The organism is Streptococcus infantis, from assembly GCF_047464215.1.
Classification (GTDB): domain Bacteria; phylum Bacillota; class Bacilli; order Lactobacillales; family Streptococcaceae; genus Streptococcus; species Streptococcus infantis_P.
Genome location: NZ_JASHCG010000006.1, coordinates 71111 through 88223, shown reverse-complemented (window position 1 = coordinate 88223; position 17113 = coordinate 71111). Strand labels below are relative to the sequence as shown.

The following is a 17113-nucleotide window of genomic DNA, read 5'->3' as shown; positions in this document are numbered from 1 at the left end:
TGATAGTTTGAACTCTCAATATAAATCTTTTTTATGTTCAACATAGAAAATATATATTAGTCAGAAGTGAAGAATAGTAGTAGAATGAGTAGCAAATAAAACAAAGGAGTTTCTTATGAAATTAGTTACGTTATGGTCAAAACTCTCACTAGGAATCCAATTATTGGTGGCTTTGGTCTTGGGTGTTATCGCTGCGTTCATTTGGCCACAATTTGCAGACTTTTATCAATTTTTAGGACAAGCCTTTATTAAATTGATCAACATGGTCATCATCCCATTAATTTTCCCAACTATCGTTGTTGCAGTAGCCGGTGTTATCGGGAAAAAATCTTTTGGAAAAATATTGACCAAGAGTTTGGTTTACTTTTTCGCAGTAACAACTGCAATTACTCTTTTGTTTGTATTTGCTAGTTACTATTTAGGATTTGGTCAAGGAGTGAATATCGGTCAAACTGGTGGGAACCTTGATGGAATTGCCAATAATGTCAAATTTAACGAATTTTTGCTTGGTTTTATTCCATCAAATATCGTCAAGTCTCTTTCAGATGGTGCTCTTTTGACAATTGTCGTGTTTGCTATCTTTCTTGGTTACGGAATTGGGAATCTTAAATCAGAGAAATCTCAGAAAATTATCGAAGGTTTCCAAATCTGGATTGAGGCCATCTACAAGATTGTTACAGTGATTGTTAAACTATCACCGATTGGGATTTTTGGATTTATCGCCAAAGATGTTGCAACGACTGGCCTTGATAAATTGATTGGGCTTGGTCAATTTGTAATCGGAACTTACTTGGCTTACGCTGTTTTGGTTCTCCTTATTTTCCCTTTGATTGCTCTATTCTTTAAGGTATCGTATTTGTCAGCCTTTCGTGAAAATTTGAGTCTCTTGACCCTGGCCTTTGTTACTGGTAGTTCTAGTGTTGTTTTGCCATCCCTTCTTAAAGATTTGAAAAAACAGGGCCATGACGAGCATACAATTGATTTAGTTGTTCCTTTAGGATATACTTTTAACTTAGAGGGAGCAGCGGTTTACTTCTCAGTAGCGACAATCTTTATTGCGCATGCCTACGGCATTCAATTTTCATTATCAAGTCTCTTGTTTACTGTTTTGCTTTTGACCTTGATTGGAAAAACTGCGGCAACCGTACCATCAGGAGCTATCGTGGTTCTATTAGCTGCAGCACCTCAACTGGGCTTGCCAGTTGAAGGAGTAGCCTTGATCTTTGCAGTTGATTTCTTTGTCAATGCTGGCCGTACTATGATCAATGTTTTAGGTCAAATCTTAACAGTCGGCGTTATTGAAAAAACAGAAGGATATATTTTAGAAGAAGAAAAGGAAAGCCAATTATCAGTCAGCTTTTTTTAAGGAGTTTATAAGTAATGAGTGAAGCAAAAGTTTATGTAATTCATGAGAATCTTGAATGGACCCAGCATTTGGTCAAATGGTTGGAAGAACTAGGAGTCCCTTATGAACTGTGGGATTTATCTAGTGGTATATTGGACCTTCAAAGCCCACCACCACAAGGTATCTTTTACAATCGCATGTCTGCGTCTTCTCACACCAGAGGACATCGCTATGCACCAGAATTTACAGAGCAGGTGATTACTTGGTTAGAAGCACATGGACGCAAGGTTGTAAATGGAACTGGTGCCATCAACCTAGAGATCAGTAAAGTCAAACAATATTTGAAGTTAAACGAGTCAGGCATTGAGACTCCTGCGACAGTTGCAGTTCTGGGCCAAGAAAATATCATTGAAGCAGCAAGAAAATTGAACATCTATCCTTTGATTACTAAGCACAATCGAGCAGGTAAGGGATTAGGCGTTCAACTCTTCCAAAATGAAGAAGAACTGGAAGCTTATGTCAATAGCCCTCTCTTTGAACCATCAGTGGACGGGATTACCTTGTTACAAGCCTACATCAAACCAAGTGATGGACGCATCCGTCGTTCAGAGTTTATCAATCAGAAGTTCCTTTATACTGTTTCAATCGATTCTTCAGATGGTTTCCAATTGTGCCCAGCAGATGGTTGTCAAATTGGCAAGAGACCAGAACAACTAGAAACGTCTGAAAAATTCCAGATTACAGAACCTCTACCAGATTCTCGAAGAGAAGCTTATGAAAACTTCCTTAAAAATGCTCAGATTGAAGTTGCGGCTATTGAATGGGTTCAGTCAGAGAGCGGTGATATTTATGTTTATGATGTAAATACCAACACAAACTACAATCCTACCGCAGAAAAGAATGCCAATATTTTTGCTCACCAACATTTGGCTCACTATCTAAAAACAGAATTGCAAGCCCTAACGAGTGGACAATAAACTATGAAATTCAAAAATCCCCCAGTATCAAATAACTGGGGGATTGATTTGTTTATACTCTTCGAAAATCTCTTCAAACTACGTCAGCTTCCATCTGCAACCTCAAAATAGTATTTTGAGCTGCCTTCGTCAGTTCTATCCACAACCTCAAAACGGTGTTTTGAGCAACCTGCGGCTCGCTTCCTAGTTTGCTCTTTGATTTTCATTGAGTATTAATCGATAAAAATTATTGCTTTGCTTTAAAATCTGGATCCTTAAGGCTTTGAACACTGGCATTGATCACTGCACCGATAATCAATATCTTGGCAATAATTATAAACCAGAACATCATGACAACAACGATGATGGAACTGAAAAATCGAACGTCGACTAGATAGTTAACATAATTGTTGAAATAAGCTGAAAAGATCGTTAATAGAGATATGAGAGTAAGAAGTACGAATAGACTTCCAGGAAGGACGTAACGAATACGACCGATTTTCACGTTTGGAAGGAAATAATAGAGCATGATCAAGATCGCAAACAGAAAGACATAAATCAGCGGTCCTGTAAAATCCTGTAAATATGCAAATAGAGAACTTTCGGATTTCCAGTAGTTTTTTATCAGATCCAACAACATATGACCAAACATACTTAGGAATAAGGCAAGAGCAAAGAGAATTTGAAGTCCCAAACTAACTAGGAGACTCATCAGTTGGTGTGAGATAATTCCTCTATTTTTTGCAATTCCATAGGCTTTGTTAAAGGCCTTTTGAAGGAAATTCATGGATTTTGAAAATGTCCAAAGAGCTGATATCACCGCAAAACTCAATAGTCCAGCAGACGGTTGCGTCAGGACTTCACGAGCAATCTTTGCTACCACATCATAGATCGTATCTGGTAAAAATTCCTTTAGGATGATCAAAAAATCAGAGATCGGAATTTGAAAATAAGGCAAGATATTGACGGCTATCATAAGTAAAGGGAAGATTGAAATCAACCAATAATAAGCCACAGCTACACTGGTTAATTCAATATCTGAAACATGATAGTAGTGCAAAAAAGCTTTCAATAAAGGCCTATTGGTTAGTTGTTTCCACAACTTTTTCATTGCATAATCCTCCACAATAATAACCTAAATCTTAATTTCTGCGAACTAATTCCATCATATCATAAGGCAGTGTGTTGGCTGATTCTTTTAGAGAATAGGTTTCTAGGTTGTTCACATTTTGTCTCAGTTTTTTAGCATACTGGGCTGAAATAAGTTTTTGTTTCTCGTATTCAAAGATAGACTTACGTTCTAGATAGTAGCCTCTCAACATTTCGTCGATATTATTGGGTTTGATACGATTGATAACCCGTTCCACAAAGGCACCACTGGTAATATGACTGGTTTCACGGAGACGTGATTCCTGCATAAAACTAATCAAGGAACTCTTATAAATCCCTTTGAGGTTTTCTAAACTTTCGATGATGATTTCAGTGTTGGCTAGATAGAGTTCTGCAATCTGATCATAATCGATGGCAAGAAGTCTTTGGTTTTCCTTGTCTCTCCAAGAACGAAAGGTTTTTCCAAATGTGAGCAACTCATGAAGGAGAAAGCGCACAATCCGTATAGAAACAAGGAAGTAGTAGGTTAGTCGAGAAGCAAAGTTTCGCTTAATATTTTTCTCCATGCTTTTCAAGTACCGTTGATAAACACGATAACCTCTTTCACCGATTTTGCCTTCTTCATAGGCCTGTTCCAAACCATCGTTCTCGATACTGAGAATCAAGAGTTTCAGAGCTTCCCAGTCTTCTTGGATTTCTTTATTTTCTTGGCTGAGGATGAGATTTTCGATCCGTCCGTGATAGTTATCAATCGCAGCATAGAGGGGAACCTTGTTTTTAGTATGGTCCAAATCTCTCTCTAACTCCATGGCAACATCATTTAGGATAGCGATGTGCATGAGATGATCCTTAGATGGCTCTTGCTCTTCAGAAAGGTGTGGCAAGACCAATAATCCAGTAAGAAAACTGACCAGGGTTACACCAGCTACGAGGAAGAGAAGGAGCGGATATTCCTGCTCTAAGTTAGACGGTATCAAGAGGATGGTAGCAATAGAAACTGTTCCCTTAACTCCAGAAAATGTCAAGAGAAGCATATCTTTAACATACTTGTGGAGGCTTTTTTGAAGTTTCTTTATTCGAAACGCGTAAAAGCCGTAAATCATCACAAAGCGGATGGCAAAGAGTAGGAAGGTTAAAAGAAAGACTGTGACGAGAAGAAGCACATTGTTATAAAAAGCACTCTTCAGAATGGGCTCCGCAATCATCTCCAGTTCCATCCCCAACAGAACGAAGACAGAACCATTGAGCATGAAGGTTACTGTGTGCCAAACGGTTTCAGTCACAGTATCCACCTGGGCTTCAAGAAGATTTATCTTTTTAAAACGACTCGCTTTCAAAATACCAGCAACAACGACTGCGATAATTCCAGAAACGTGAATCTCTTCAGCGATGAAGAATGTTAAAAGTGGTAAACTGAGATCTAACAGAAGTTCACTGGCTATATCAGTAGCTCGAACACTGAGTAGAAAAGTATGGAGGAAACGATTGATTAAGGCTGTTATAAAGCCGACTGCAAACCCTCCCATGATGGAAATAGCTAGGGAAATTCCTGCTTGAGCGATTGAAAAGGTTCCCGTTGTCCATGCGATGAGAGCAACACGAAAGGCAATTAGCCCAGAAGCATCATTAAGGAGTCCTTCCCCTTTTAAGATATTTGAAATTCGTTTTGGAAAGGTAAATCGTTCAGAAAGGGAAGCAAAAGCAACCAGGTCAGTAGGACCAAGTGCAGCACCTACTGCTAGGCAGGCTGCTAATGGTAAGCTCGCCCAAAGAACATGGGCAAGTCCTCCCATACTTAGAGTAGATATAAAGATGACAGGGAAAATTAGATAGAGAACGATTCTCCAGTGCTTTAGGATAGAGGTTACATCTGCTTCTTGAGCTTCACGAAAGAGTAGTGGACCAATGACTAAAGCTAGAAACAACTCAGTATCTAAGTGATATTGGTTGTTGGGTAAGCAAAGCCCAATTCCTATCCCTAACAAAATTTGAATCAGGGGCATGGGTAGGAAGGGAAGAAGTTTATTGGTCGTACTAGAAACAATGAGAACAAGCAAAAATATCAAGAGATAAAAAAGTAAATCCATCTTCTACCTCCTTATTTTTGTTTTCGACAAGCTTCAAAAAGTTCTTTTTGTTCTTGGATTTTTTGATCAATTTTCGAGCAGTCCTTGTGCTCGATTTTCTTCTGACAACGCTCCATTTCAAGTGTTATCATTTTTTTCTTGATTTTCAGCATCTTCTTGCTCATATGAGCTTCATCTAACATACCAACTGCCCGTTCATGTTGGGTTGATTCTACAAAGTTGTGGCGAAGAGCTTCTATTTTATCTCGTAGGTATTGTTTATCCATGTCGATACCTTTCTAATTTTTCAATCATGACTAAAAACGGTGGATTGTTGATTTGGTTGAGAGTGCGATAGATCGTAGCAGTATATTCTTGTTGTGGTAAGTGACTGACAAAATCCATGACTGCATCCCGTTCAATATCTCCGCCTTCATGCCCGTAATAAATCATGATGGCTATTCGTCCACCCTTAACTAGCATTTGGCAAAGTTTATCCAGTGCTTCAATAGTTGTTTGAGGTTGGGTGATAATGCTTTTATCAGCTGAAGGAAGATAACCAAGATTAAAGATAGCTGCTTTCACCTCGGTTACAAACTGATCCACGGTTTCATGACCTTGTAGGATTAATTCTGCATTGGTCAAACCAGCTTCTTGTAGACGTTGACTAGTCTTTTCTAGAGCTTGTTCCTGTATATCGAAAGCATAGACTTGTTTAGCTAACTTAGCTAGAAAAAGGGTATCATAGCCATTTCCCATGGTCGCATCAACGACAATATCCTCTTGGGTGATGACTTGGGCAAGAAAATCATGCGCTATTTCAAGTGGTCTTTTCATTCATAAACTCCTGTTTTACAGCCTTGCATCCTTGGACGCTACCGCGTCGTCTCATTTCAGCCTCAATGCTATTTAGAACTTCCCATTTATTGAGACTCCACATAGGACCAATCAACATATCCCTAGGCGCATCACCCGTAATCCGATGGATGACAATATGCTTGGGAATAATTTCTAGTTGGTCACAGATGACCTTGACATATTCATCCTGACTCATGAGCTGCAAACGACCTTCATGATAATCCCTTTGCATCCGAGTGTTGGTCATGAGGTGAAGTAGGTGAAGTTTAATCCCTTGGATATCATTGTCCCTTACACAACGCCGAACGTTTTCCACCATCATTTCATGAGTTTCACCGGGCAAACCATTGATCAAATGGGCAACAATCTCAATCTTCGGATACTTTCGAAGTCGTTTGACTGTCTCCACGTAGAGTTCATAGGAGTGGGCGCGGTTAATCAATTCTGAAGTTTCTTCATAAGTAGTTTGTAAGCCTAACTCTACGGTAACATGCATTCGCTCTGATAATTCTGCCAAGTATTCAATTGTCTCATCAGGAAGGCAATCTGGTCGAGTTCCGATATTGATGCCGACAACCCCAGGCTCGTTGATTGCTTGTTCATAGCGCTCGCGAATCACTTCCAGCTTTTCATGAGTATTGGTAAAATTTTGGAAGTAAACCAAATACTTTTTAACATCTGGCCACTTACGGTGCATAAAGTCAATTTCCTTATAGAATTGCTCGCGGATAGGAGCATCAGGAGCAACGATTGCATCTCCAGAACCGGAAACCGTGCAAAAAGTACAGCCCCCATGTGCTACAGTTCCATCGCGATTGGGACAATCAAAGCCAGCATCAATAGGGACTTTAAAAGTCTTTTCTCCAAATAAATTTCGATAATAATCATTCAAGGTATTATAGGATTTCATAGCTAATATTATAACAAAAAATGGCAGTAAACTCAAAAATGGTCAGTAAGAGATAGCCTACCAGAAAGTGAAGTGAAAGAAAAAGTCAAATTTTTTTTATAAAAGCCTTTACAAAAAAATAAAAAGTGGTAAAATTAAAACATAAACATGCGCAAACGTTTTCGTAAAACGTTTGCCGAATAAATATAAAGGAGATTTGAATGATGAAAGATACATTCAAAAATGTCTTGTCTTTCGAATTTTGGCAGAAATTCGGTAAGGCTCTAATGGTGGTTATCGCTGTTATGCCAGCGGCTGGATTGATGATTTCAATCGGTAAGTCACTTGCAATGATTGACCCAAACCTTGCTCCCCTAGTTATTACTGGTGGCGTACTAGAGCAAATTGGTTGGGGAGTTATCGGTAACCTTCATATTTTGTTTGCCCTTGCTATTGGAGGAAGCTGGGCTAAGGAACGTGCTGGTGGTGCTTTTGCGGCAGGTCTTGCATTTATCCTTATTAACCGTATCACTGGTACAATCTTCGGTGTATCAGGGGATATGTTGAAGGATCCTAACGCTATGGTTTCAACAATCTTTGGTGGATCTATCAAGGTTTCTGATTACTTCATTAGCGTACTTGAGGCTCCAGCCCTTAACATGGGGGTATTTGTAGGGATTATCTCAGGTTTTGTTGGAGCGACTGCTTTTAACAAATACTACAACTTCCGTAAACTTCCTGATGCACTTTCATTCTTTAACGGGAAACGTTTTGTACCATTTGTAGTTATTCTTCGCTCAGCAATCGCTGCAATTCTTCTTTCAGCTTTCTGGCCACTGATTCAGACAGGTATCAACAACTTCGGTATCTGGATTGCCAACTCACAAGAAACTGCTCCAATCCTTGCACCATTCTTGTATGGTACTTTGGAACGCTTGCTCTTGCCATTTGGTCTTCACCACATGTTGACTATCCCAATGAACTACACAGCTCTTGGTGGTACTTATGACATTTTAACTGGTGCAGCTAAAGGTACTCAAGTATTTGGTCAAGACCCACTTTGGCTTGCATGGGTAACAGACCTTGTAAACCTTAAAGGTACTGATGCTAGTCAATACCAACACTTGTTAGATACAGTACATCCAGCTCGTTTCAAAGTTGGACAAATGATTGGTTCATTCGGTATTTTGATGGGTGTGGCTGTTGCTATTTACCGTAATGTTGAAGCAGACAAGAAACACCAATACAAAGGAATGATGATTGCGACAGCTCTTGCAACTTTCTTGACTGGTGTTACTGAGCCAATTGAATATATGTTCATGTTTGTTGCAACACCTATGTATCTTGTTTATTCAGTAGTTCAAGGTGCTGCCTTTGCTATGGCTGACGTGGTTAACCTGCGTATGCACTCATTCGGTTCTATCGAATTCTTGACTCGTACACCAATGGCGATCAATGCGGGTCTTGGTATGGATATTATTAACTTTATCTGGGTAACAGCGCTATTTGCAGTTATCATGTACTTCATCGCCAACTTCATGATTCAAAAATTCAACTATGCTACTCCAGGACGTAACGGAAACTACGAAACTGCTGAAGGTTCATCAGAATCTGCTGCTTCTGGTGAGTCAAAAGTTGCAGAAGCTTCTCAAGCTGTTAACATCATCAACCTTCTTGGTGGACGTGCTAACATCGTTGACGTTGACGCATGTATGACTCGTCTTCGTGTTACTGTAAAAGACGCTGAAAAAGTCGGAACAGAAGAACAATGGAAAGCTGAAGGAGCTATGGGACTTGTCATGAAAGGGCAAGGTGTCCAAGCTATCTATGGACCTAAAGCTGATGTTTTGAAATCAGATATTCAAGACCTTCTTGACTCAGGTGAAGTGATTCCTGAAACTCTTCCAAGTCAAATGGCATCATCTTCTAAAAATGCTGTTGTATATAAAGGTGTAACTGAAGAAGTTTATTCAGTTGCTGACGGTCAAGTGGTTGCCTTGGAACAAGTAAAGGATCCAGTATTTGCTCAAAAAATGATGGGTGATGGATTTGCGGTGGAACCAGCAAACGGAAACATTGTATCTCCAGTATCAGGTACTGTATCAAGTATCTTCCCAACTAAACACGCTCTTGGTCTTGTGACTGAAGCAGGCCTTGAAGTACTTGTTCACATTGGTTTGGACACAGTAAGTCTTGAAGGAAAACCATTTACAGTTCATGTTGCTGAAGGACAAAAAGTTGCGGCAGGTGATCTTCTTGTCACAGCTGACTTGGATGCTATCCGTGCAGCAGGACGTGAAACTTCAACAGTAGTTGTCTTCACAAATGGTGATGCGATCAAATCAGTTAAATTAGAAAAAACAGGTTCTCTTGCTGCTAAAACAGCAGTTGCAAAAGTAGAATTGTAATATTTAGGAGGTTGGAAGCTGTTTCCAACCTCTTGTTTATAGGAGAAAAGAATGAAGTTTTTAACACTCAATACCCATAGTTGGATGGAAAAAGATCCTGAACAAAAGTTCCAACTTTTACTTCAAGATATACTTGAAAACAGTTATGATTTGATTTGTTTTCAGGAAATCAACCAGGAAATCACCTCAGCGCAAGTAGAAGCTGGTGCACTTTATCAGCCATTACCATCGGCTGAGCCGATTCATCAAGACCACTATGTGCGACTTTTGGTAGAGAAGTTGGCTGAGCAAGGTCAAAACTATTATTGGACTTGGGCCTACAACCATATCGGCTACGATCGTTACCATGAAGGTGTTGCAATCCTATCTAAAACACCAATTGAAGCCAGAGAAATTTTGGTTTCAGATGTGGATGATCCAACAGACTATCATACTCGCCGTGTTGCCTTGGCTGAAACTGTAGTCGATGGTAAGGAGCTTGCAGTTGCCAGTGTCCATCTTTCTTGGTGGGATAAAGGTTTCCAAGAGGAATGGGCGCGCTTTGAAGCAGTTCTGAAAGAATTGAACAAGCCACTCTTGCTAGCAGGTGATTTTAATAATCCTGCAGGCCAAGAGGGTTACCAAGCTATTTTAGCTAGTCCATTAAACTTACAAGATGCATTTGAAGTTGCAAAAGAAAGAAGTGGTAGTTACACTGTTCCGCCTGAAATTGATGGTTGGAAGGGGAACAGCGAACCTCTTCGAATCGATTATATCTTTACAACAAAGGATGTGCAGGTAGAAAAACTTCACGTGGTCTTTGATGGTAAAAACAGTCCACAGGTGAGCGACCATTATGGTCTCCAAGCAGAATTAGCTTGGAAAGACTAAATAAGGTATTTTAGTAAAAACAAACCAGTCCCCCTTCTACTAGCAGAAGGGGTTGATTTATTTAAGGAGTTAATATAGTTAAAGTTTTTTATTGAATAACTTGTAAAAAAAGATAAAATCCTTTAAAATAAAAAGTGTTGGAGGAATTTATGATTGTAAATCAAATAAAGCGTATGATCCCGACGCTAAAGGTAAATAATAGAAATCTAAATGAATCATTTTATATTGAGACTTTGGGGATGAAACCTTTGCTTGAAGAGTCAGCCTTCTTATCACTAGGAGACCAGTCAGGCATTGAAAAGTTAGTTTTAGAAGAGTCACCAAGTATGAGGAGCCGTAAGGTTGAAGGGATTAAAAAATTAGCTAGATTACTTGTAAAGGTAGAGAAGCCATCTGAGATTGAAGCACTACTAGCTAGAATGGAAGAAATCCCTCAACTCTATAAGGGGGCTAAGGGATATGCTTTTGAGCTTCTTTCTCCAGAAGGGGATTGTATTCTTATTCATGCTGAAGATAATATCAAAGATTTGAAAAAAGTTGAGGAAGAAGTCACTTTTTCAAAAGATGAGAAACTGAGATATTTGACAGCCTTTGAAATCTCTGTGGAAATCAACTTACCAGATGAGATATCAAGCCTACTTGAAAAAGAAGAAATCGAAAATCGACTAGCTTTTAATCAAGCTCAAGGGAGCGATTTACTGGTTGAAAATAATGTAACTTGGGACTTGTCCATGTTGAAATTTCAAGTAGAGAATTTAGATTTGCCTGTATTGCGTCAGAGATTTGAAGAAGCCGGTTACTTTATTCCAAAATCAGAGAAGTTTTTCCTCACTAAGGATACCAACAATATCGAATTGTGGTTTGAAGCAGTATGAAACAAAAAATCATTCAAAAAATAAAGCAACAAATTGAGGCGGGGATTTATCCTGGTGCCTCTTTTGCATATTATCAGGATGGCGTTTGGTCTGACTGGTATCTAGGAGAAGCAAATCCAGAAATTGGTGAGCAGACTCGTGAGGGCTTGGTCTATGATTTGGCAAGTGTCAGCAAGGTTGTTGGAGTGGGAACGGTCTTAACCTTCTTGTGGAAGGAAGGCAAGATTGAGCTTGATAACTCCATAAGAGACTATCTTCCAGAAGTAGATTATCCAGACATCACTGTTCGTCAACTCCTAACGCATGCGACAGATTTGGATCCTTTTATCCCAAATAGGGATCAGCTCTCAGAAGACCAGTTGAGGAATGCCATGTATCATTTGAATCGCCGAGAGAAGAGAGCCTTTCTCTACTCGGATGTGCATTTTCTCTTGCTAGGTTTTCTCTTGGAAAACTATTTTGAAAAGGACTTGGATCAGATTTTACAAGAGCAAGTTTTGGATCCTTGGGGAATGAAGGAAACTCAGTTTGGTCCAGTTAACTGTGCTGTTCCAACGGTCCGTGGACAGAAAGCAGGAGTGGTCCATGATCCCAAGGCTCGTTTGCTTGGAAAGCATGCAGGTAGTGCAGGTTTGTTTTCGACAGTTCATGATTTAAAAATCTTTCTAGAGCATTATTTGCAGGATGATTTTGCTGAGGGATTGAGTCAGAATTTTTCGGATCTGAGTGATAAAGAACGCTCATTGGCCTGGAATCTTGAAGGTGATTGGCTGGACCATACAGGCTATACTGGGACCTTTATCATGTGGAATCGTAAGAAACAAGAGGCGGTAATCTTTTTATCTAACAGAACCTATGAAAAAGATGAGCGTGCCCAGTGGATTTTGGATCGTAATCAGGTTATGGACTTGATTCGAGAGGCAGACTAGGGAGGAAGTATGTCAAAAGCTTTAAAAGGAACTCTTTATACAGTCATTGCAGGTATTGCCTGGGGCTTATCGGGAACCAGTGGTCAGTACTTGATGGTTCACGGGATTTCAGCTCTCGTTCTGACCAATATCCGTTTGATAATCGCTGGATTACTCTTGGTTCTTCTGGCCTATACTAAATCAAGGGATAAATTTATGGCCTTTCTGAAGGATAAATCAAGTCTGTTTTCTCTCTTGCTATTTTCTTTATTTGGTCTTTTTCTAAATCAATTAGCTTATCTATCAGCTATTCAGGAGACAAATGCTGGGACAGCGACAGTACTTCAGTATGTCTGTCCAGTTGGAATCCTTGCTTACACTTGTATCAAGGATAAGGTGGCTCCGACGCTTTCAGAAATCATCTCTATGTTTTTAGCTATAGGTGGGACCTTTCTCATTGCAACACATGTGCAATTGGATCAACTCTCGATGACTCCAGCTGGTCTATTCTGGGGCTTGTTCTCAGCCCTAACCTATGCTCTTTATATCATTTTACCCATAAAATTGATTCAAAAATGGGGGAGCATTTTGGTTATTGGTGTTGGAATGACCATCTCAGGTATACTAGCAGTACCTTTTACGGGGCTTATCGGGGCCAGTATTCCCATATCTTTTGATACCATTCTAGCTTTTGCCGGCATCATTCTGATTGGAACGGTCTTTGCCTATACAGCCTTCCTCAAGGGAGCCAGTATGATAGGACCAGTTAAGTCTAGCCTTTTGGCTTCGATTGAGCCTATCTCGGCAGTATTTTTCGCCTTCATGATTATGGGAGATATTTTCTATCCGATTGACTTTGTTGGAATGGCTATGATTTTATTAGCTGTAACAATTATTTCATTGAAGGATCTAATATTGGAAAAGAAACATCACTCCGTTTAATGGATTAAAACAGTCTTTGATAAGGCTGTTTTTTTTAATCTTTCAGCAAGTTGGTTCATATAATTTTTTTATAATCAATCCATATTATTAAAGATAAGGAGGGAATATGAAGTTTCTACAAAGTATTTATCTTGCTAGACCTTGAAAATACTTAAAATAGTTTGATATCTTAATCGTTACTGTTCTAATGTTTGGAGAGTTTATCATTCGTTCTACCCAATAATTTATGGGGAGTTTATCGCCTTTAACTCTTACTAGCGTCGCAGAAACTACGACAAATCTAGCAAGTGATGGGGCAGCCTATTCTAGTAATTTCAATTTTCAATTGATGATGTTAGGGATTACCTTCCTTTATCTTGTGATTCGAAATTATGATTTTAAACAGCTTCCTATACGTTGGAGCTGGTCTGTTTTAATTTGGGTTCCCCTTATCTTTGCTGTAGTTGGGATATTCGGTGATATCATTACAACCCTTAGTGGTGAGTATAATTATTTCAATCCTCAACTAATTCCTTTTATAGCCCCTATGGAAATCATTCGAAAATTCATAGCCTTAACACCAATGGCTATTTGCTATGCTTTACTAAATGGTTTTTATGAAGAATTTTTCTTCTTAGGCTTACTGACCTCAGTAAAAGAAAAGCACAAGTGGTTGGCTCTAGTCTACTCGATAATTATACGGATTTCTTTCCATACCTATCAAGGATTGCTTTGGGCTTTGGTGATTGGGCTTGTTTACGGTCTATTCTATTATTTCTTGTACAAGTATGTAGTCAAGAATTTACTGCCATTTTTTCTCATGCATGCTCTTGCTGATATGTTTGGATCCAGTCTCTTGTATCTCTTGATTGCTTGGGCAAATTAAGAAATCAAACTTTTTGACAACAGTCCAATGAGTCACTGTATCAAAGGCTTCTTGTTCATAAAAATAAGGTCGGGATTTCGGTCCCGACCTCTTGTTGATTCTATATGGATTAGTCTTTGTTTTCGTATGGCAAGATCAAGTTTAGGATGATACCTGTCATAGCTGATAGGGCAGTACCTGAAAGGGTAACTGGACCAAGTTTAAGGATAGCACCACCAAGTCCAAGCACCAACATAGCACTTGCGATGATAAGGTTACGCATTTGACCGAAGTCAACACGTTCTTTGATCAAGACTTTCAAACCGTTACTTGCGATAACCCCGTAAAGAAGGATAGACATACCACCAAGTACAGCGTTTGGAATTGTTGAAATCAAAGCAGTAAATTTACCAAGGAAGCTAAGGGCAATCGCGATGAAGGCAGCGTTACGGATAACTGAGACAGAAGCGATACGAGTCATACCGATAACCCCTGTATTTTCTCCGTAAGTTGTATTGGCTGGTCCACCAAGGAAGGCAGAAACAGAAGTTGCGATACCGTCACCAAGAAGGGTACGGTGAAGACCTGGTTCTTTCAAGAATTGGCGTCCACAGATTTGACCTAGAACGGTGTGGTCTCCGATATGTTCAGAAATCGTTACGATTGCGATTGGTAGGATGGCAATTGTTTCAGGACCGAAGTAAAGGTTGTATTGTTTGAAGGCACCACCTGTGTTGAATGGTAGGTAGAAACCAGGGATTTCAAACCAGTTAGCTTCAAGAACAGGAGTGAAGTCAACTAATCCAAGTGCTAGGGCAAAGAGGTAACCACCGATAATGGCAAAAAGGAATGGGATGATTCGTAGGAAGCCTTTTCCTTTTGTATTGATAAAGGCAGCAATCAAGAAAGTAACAACGGCTACAAGAGCGTTTTTCCAGTTTCCGTCAGCTACAAGACCAGCGTTGGTAACAGCTGAACCTGCAAGTCCAAGACCGATAACGATGATCATAGGACCGATAATGATTGGAGGTAAGAGTTTGTCGATCCATTTTGTACCTGCAAAGCGAACACTTGCAGCAACAAGGACATAAACAAAACCAGTCAGGATAACCCCTGTCTGAGCGGCAGATACATCGCCACCCATTTCTTTCATAGCAAGTGACATGGCTGTGATAAAGGCAAAAGAAGACCCCAGATAAACTGGAACTTTAAAGCCAGTACAAACCATGTAAATGAGTGTTCCTACACCTGATGCAAAAAGGGCAACAGATACAGGCATTCCCAAGATCAAAGGTACCAAGATAGTAGCACCAAACATGGCGAATACGTGCTGGAAGCTAAGAAGAATTCCTTTTCCAGCTGAAGGACGTTGGTCAACGTCTAATAACAAATCAACAGTTGATTCCTGTTTCATATTAACCTCACTTTTGGGCATCAAAAAAGAGCCCATTATTTTATAGCAATAGGCTCCCAGAGTAAGACCTCTCTAAAACAAGAATCCTTCATCAAGTTTTAAAGAGTTTTATATAGATCTGCGCCTTCGTCACCTCACGGGATGACATTAAAAACCTTTGCTTAGGATAGTATAGCAGAAAAAAATGATTTTGTAAATCATTTTTTCCCGAGCCTTGAAATAAGAAAGTGAGATGTGAGTTTGCAGATTTTTAATCTTTCTAAAGCGGACGTTTGTTAGGCATACCTGCTTTTCTGGGGTATTTATTTGGAGTTTCTTTTTTCTTCTCTACAATAGTAATGTAGCGAGGGTCTCCGTTAGGAAGTTTGTAACTGAGATTATCTTCAACCTTACTAAAGAGAAGGTTAAGGGCATTTTTAGCTTCAGTTAATTCCTCAGGTGCATTGCTAGCCTTAAGAGCTAGCAATGTTCCACCGACTTTCAGGTAGGGGATAGTCAACTCGGACAAGACCTGCATACGGGCAACTGCACGAGCTGTAACGATATCAAACTGAGCACGGAAGTTCTTATCTTGGGCGAAGTCTTCGGCACGTCCATGATAGAAGTGAACATTTTCTAAACCTAGTTCTTGGGCTAATAGAGTAAGAAAGTTGATACGTTTATTGAGAGAATCAATAATAGTAACCTCTAGCTGAGGATAGAGAATTTTCATGGGAAGGCTAGGAAAACCTGCTCCAGCACCGATGTCTAAGAGTTTAATGGGCTGGTTTTCAATCAATCCTTGTAAAATAGGAGCGATGGAATCATAGAAGTGTTTGAGATAGACTTCTTCCTTTTCTGTAATAGCAGTCAGGTTGATTTTTTCGTTCCACTCGACTAAGAGTTCAAAATAACGCTCAAATTGAACTTTTTGCTGGTCAGAAAGAATAATATTTTGTTCAGCAAGTAATGTGTAAAAAGTTTCTGGTTTCATAGTAGTTTCCTTCTTTAGTATCATCTTATTTTACCACAAAAAGATAGAAATTTGATATACTGGTACTAATCTAAAAACAGAAAGGAGATATCAGATGAATTGGATTATTCTTGGAGTTCTTGCTCTTATTGGTATCTTTGTGATTATTACCTATAATGGATTGGTTAAAAATCGCATGCAAACTAAAGAGGCATGGAGTCAGATTGATGTTCAGTTGAAACGTCGTAACGATCTCTTGCCAAACTTGATTGAGACCGTGAAGGGATATGCAAAGTATGAAGGTTCAACGCTTGAAAAAGTTGCAGAACTCCGTAATCAAGTAGCCGCTGCAACCTCACCGGCAGAAGCTATGAGAGCTAGTGATGCCCTTTCACGTCAGGTTTCAGGAATCTTTGCAGTTGCAGAAAATTATCCAGACCTAAAAGCGAGTGGCAACTTTGCTAAATTGCAAGAGGAGTTGACCAATACTGAAAATAAAATCTCATACTCTCGCCAACTCTACAATAGTGTTGTTAGCAACTATAATGTTAAATTAGAAACATTCCCAAGTAACCTAGTTGCTGGACTCTTTGGTTTTAAAGTGGCTGACTTCCTTCAAACTCCTGAAGAAGAAAAGGTAGTACCTAAAGTCGATTTTAGTGGTTTAGGTGACTAG

15 protein-coding genes and 1 pseudogene are annotated in these 17113 nt (G+C 39.5%); 9 read left to right on the top strand and 7 right to left on the bottom strand.

Annotation, left to right across the window (positions count from 1 at the left end; all coding sequences use genetic code 11):
- Positions 1 to 115: 115 nt before the first annotated feature.
- Positions 116 to 1366, top strand: coding sequence for a dicarboxylate/amino acid:cation symporter (locus QM469_RS05125; protein ID WP_414276148.1), 1251 nt, complete (start codon positions 116 to 118; stop codon positions 1364 to 1366).
- 14 nt (positions 1367 to 1380) lie between these two features.
- Positions 1381 to 2322 (top strand): ATP-grasp domain-containing protein, encoded by a 942-nt coding sequence (locus QM469_RS05120; protein WP_281335069.1) that lies wholly within the window; start codon positions 1381 to 1383, stop codon positions 2320 to 2322.
- A 226-nt stretch (positions 2323 to 2548) separates the two neighbouring features.
- On the opposite strand, the gene QM469_RS05115 is transcribed toward QM469_RS05120, so the two are convergent.
- Genes QM469_RS05115 through QM469_RS05095 form a run of 5 tightly spaced genes read right to left on the bottom strand, consistent with a single transcriptional unit; the run spans position 2549 to position 7245 of the window.
- A complete protein-coding gene (locus QM469_RS05115; RefSeq protein WP_414276149.1) occupies positions 2549 to 3412 on the bottom strand; it encodes a YihY/virulence factor BrkB family protein in 864 nt (287 codons plus the stop codon).
- Between the two features lie 31 nt (positions 3413 to 3443).
- On the bottom strand, positions 3444 to 5498 hold the full coding sequence (locus tag QM469_RS05110) for a cation:proton antiporter (RefSeq protein ID WP_414276150.1): 2055 nt from the start codon (positions 5496 to 5498) through the stop codon (positions 3444 to 3446).
- A gap of 11 nt (positions 5499 to 5509) precedes the next feature.
- On the bottom strand, positions 5510 to 5764 hold the full coding sequence (locus QM469_RS05105) for a hypothetical protein (protein WP_075231833.1): 255 nt from the start codon (positions 5762 to 5764) through the stop codon (positions 5510 to 5512).
- Positions 5757 to 6314, bottom strand: a complete 558-nt coding sequence (locus QM469_RS05100; RefSeq protein ID WP_414276151.1) for a class I SAM-dependent methyltransferase — start codon at positions 6312 to 6314, stop codon at positions 5757 to 5759. The genes QM469_RS05105 and QM469_RS05100 overlap by 8 nt, the downstream gene beginning before the upstream one ends.
- Positions 6298 to 7245, bottom strand: a complete 948-nt coding sequence (locus QM469_RS05095) for a TIGR01212 family radical SAM protein (protein ID WP_049504214.1) — start codon at positions 7243 to 7245, stop codon at positions 6298 to 6300. Before QM469_RS05095 ends, QM469_RS05100 begins: the two co-directional genes overlap by 17 nt.
- A gap of 200 nt (positions 7246 to 7445) precedes the next feature.
- Between QM469_RS05095 and QM469_RS05090 the strand changes: the two genes are divergently transcribed.
- The 6 genes and pseudogenes from QM469_RS05090 (at position 7446) to QM469_RS05065 (ending at position 14092) form a co-directional block, all read left to right on the top strand.
- A complete protein-coding gene (locus QM469_RS05090) occupies positions 7446 to 9632 on the top strand; it encodes a PTS transporter subunit IIBC (protein ID WP_414276152.1) in 2187 nt (728 codons plus the stop codon).
- Between the two features lie 51 nt (positions 9633 to 9683).
- Entirely contained in the window at positions 9684 to 10502 is an 819-nt protein-coding gene (locus tag QM469_RS05085; RefSeq protein ID WP_414276153.1) for an endonuclease/exonuclease/phosphatase family protein, read from the top strand.
- A 149-nt stretch (positions 10503 to 10651) separates the two neighbouring features.
- Positions 10652 to 11377, top strand: a complete 726-nt coding sequence (locus QM469_RS05080; RefSeq protein WP_414276154.1) for a CppA N-terminal domain-containing protein — start codon at positions 10652 to 10654, stop codon at positions 11375 to 11377.
- Positions 11374 to 12306 carry a serine hydrolase domain-containing protein gene (locus tag QM469_RS05075; RefSeq protein WP_414276155.1) on the top strand — a complete coding sequence of 311 codons (933 nt, stop codon included), beginning with the start codon at positions 11374 to 11376 and terminating at the stop codon, positions 12304 to 12306. Before QM469_RS05080 ends, QM469_RS05075 begins: the two co-directional genes overlap by 4 nt.
- 9 nt (positions 12307 to 12315) lie before the next feature.
- Complete coding sequence (locus QM469_RS05070) at positions 12316 to 13227, top strand: DMT family transporter (protein ID WP_414276156.1); 912 nt, start codon at positions 12316 to 12318, stop codon at positions 13225 to 13227.
- Positions 13228 to 13393: 166 nt separating this feature from the next.
- Positions 13394 to 14092: pseudogene (locus tag QM469_RS05065) on the top strand (CPBP family intramembrane glutamic endopeptidase).
- Positions 14093 to 14201: 109 nt separating this feature from the next.
- Here QM469_RS05065 and QM469_RS05060 read toward each other — a convergent pair.
- Positions 14202 to 15485, bottom strand: a complete 1284-nt coding sequence (locus tag QM469_RS05060) for a uracil-xanthine permease family protein (RefSeq protein WP_414276157.1) — start codon at positions 15483 to 15485, stop codon at positions 14202 to 14204.
- Positions 15486 to 15744: 259 nt separating this feature from the next.
- Positions 15745 to 16458, bottom strand: a complete 714-nt coding sequence (gene rsmG / locus QM469_RS05055) for a 16S rRNA (guanine(527)-N(7))-methyltransferase RsmG (protein ID WP_414276158.1) — start codon at positions 16456 to 16458, stop codon at positions 15745 to 15747.
- A gap of 94 nt (positions 16459 to 16552) precedes the next feature.
- Here rsmG and QM469_RS05050 point away from each other — a divergent pair, with 94 nt between their 5' ends.
- Positions 16553 to 17113, top strand: coding sequence for a LemA family protein (locus tag QM469_RS05050; protein WP_414276159.1), 561 nt, complete (start codon positions 16553 to 16555; stop codon positions 17111 to 17113).

Bases quoted from the DNA above. Each gene is read 5' to 3' on its own strand.
- QM469_RS05080 (WP_414276154.1), top strand. From the start codon at position 10,652: ATGATTGTAAATCAAATAAAGCGTATGATCCCGACGCTAAAGGTAAAT.
- QM469_RS05120 (WP_281335069.1), top strand. From the start codon at position 1,381: ATGAGTGAAGCAAAAGTTTATGTAATTCATGAGAATCTTGAATGGACC.
- QM469_RS05095 (WP_049504214.1), bottom strand. From the start codon at position 7,245: ATGAAATCCTATAATACCTTGAATGATTATTATCGAAATTTATTTGGA.
- QM469_RS05050 (WP_414276159.1), top strand. From the start codon at position 16,553: ATGAATTGGATTATTCTTGGAGTTCTTGCTCTTATTGGTATCTTTGTG.
- rsmG (WP_414276158.1), bottom strand. From the start codon at position 16,458: ATGAAACCAGAAACTTTTTACACATTACTTGCTGAACAAAATATTATT.
- QM469_RS05075 (WP_414276155.1), top strand. From the start codon at position 11,374: ATGAAACAAAAAATCATTCAAAAAATAAAGCAACAAATTGAGGCGGGG.
- QM469_RS05125 (WP_414276148.1), top strand. From the start codon at position 116: ATGAAATTAGTTACGTTATGGTCAAAACTCTCACTAGGAATCCAATTA.
- QM469_RS05110 (WP_414276150.1), bottom strand. From the start codon at position 5,498: ATGGATTTACTTTTTTATCTCTTGATATTTTTGCTTGTTCTCATTGTT.
- QM469_RS05105 (WP_075231833.1), bottom strand. From the start codon at position 5,764: ATGGATAAACAATACCTACGAGATAAAATAGAAGCTCTTCGCCACAAC.
- QM469_RS05100 (WP_414276151.1), bottom strand. From the start codon at position 6,314: ATGAAAAGACCACTTGAAATAGCGCATGATTTTCTTGCCCAAGTCATC.
- QM469_RS05085 (WP_414276153.1), top strand. From the start codon at position 9,684: ATGAAGTTTTTAACACTCAATACCCATAGTTGGATGGAAAAAGATCCT.
- QM469_RS05060 (WP_414276157.1), bottom strand. From the start codon at position 15,485: ATGAAACAGGAATCAACTGTTGATTTGTTATTAGACGTTGACCAACGT.
- QM469_RS05070 (WP_414276156.1), top strand. From the start codon at position 12,316: ATGTCAAAAGCTTTAAAAGGAACTCTTTATACAGTCATTGCAGGTATT.
- QM469_RS05115 (WP_414276149.1), bottom strand. From the start codon at position 3,412: ATGAAAAAGTTGTGGAAACAACTAACCAATAGGCCTTTATTGAAAGCT.
- QM469_RS05090 (WP_414276152.1), top strand. From the start codon at position 7,446: ATGATGAAAGATACATTCAAAAATGTCTTGTCTTTCGAATTTTGGCAG.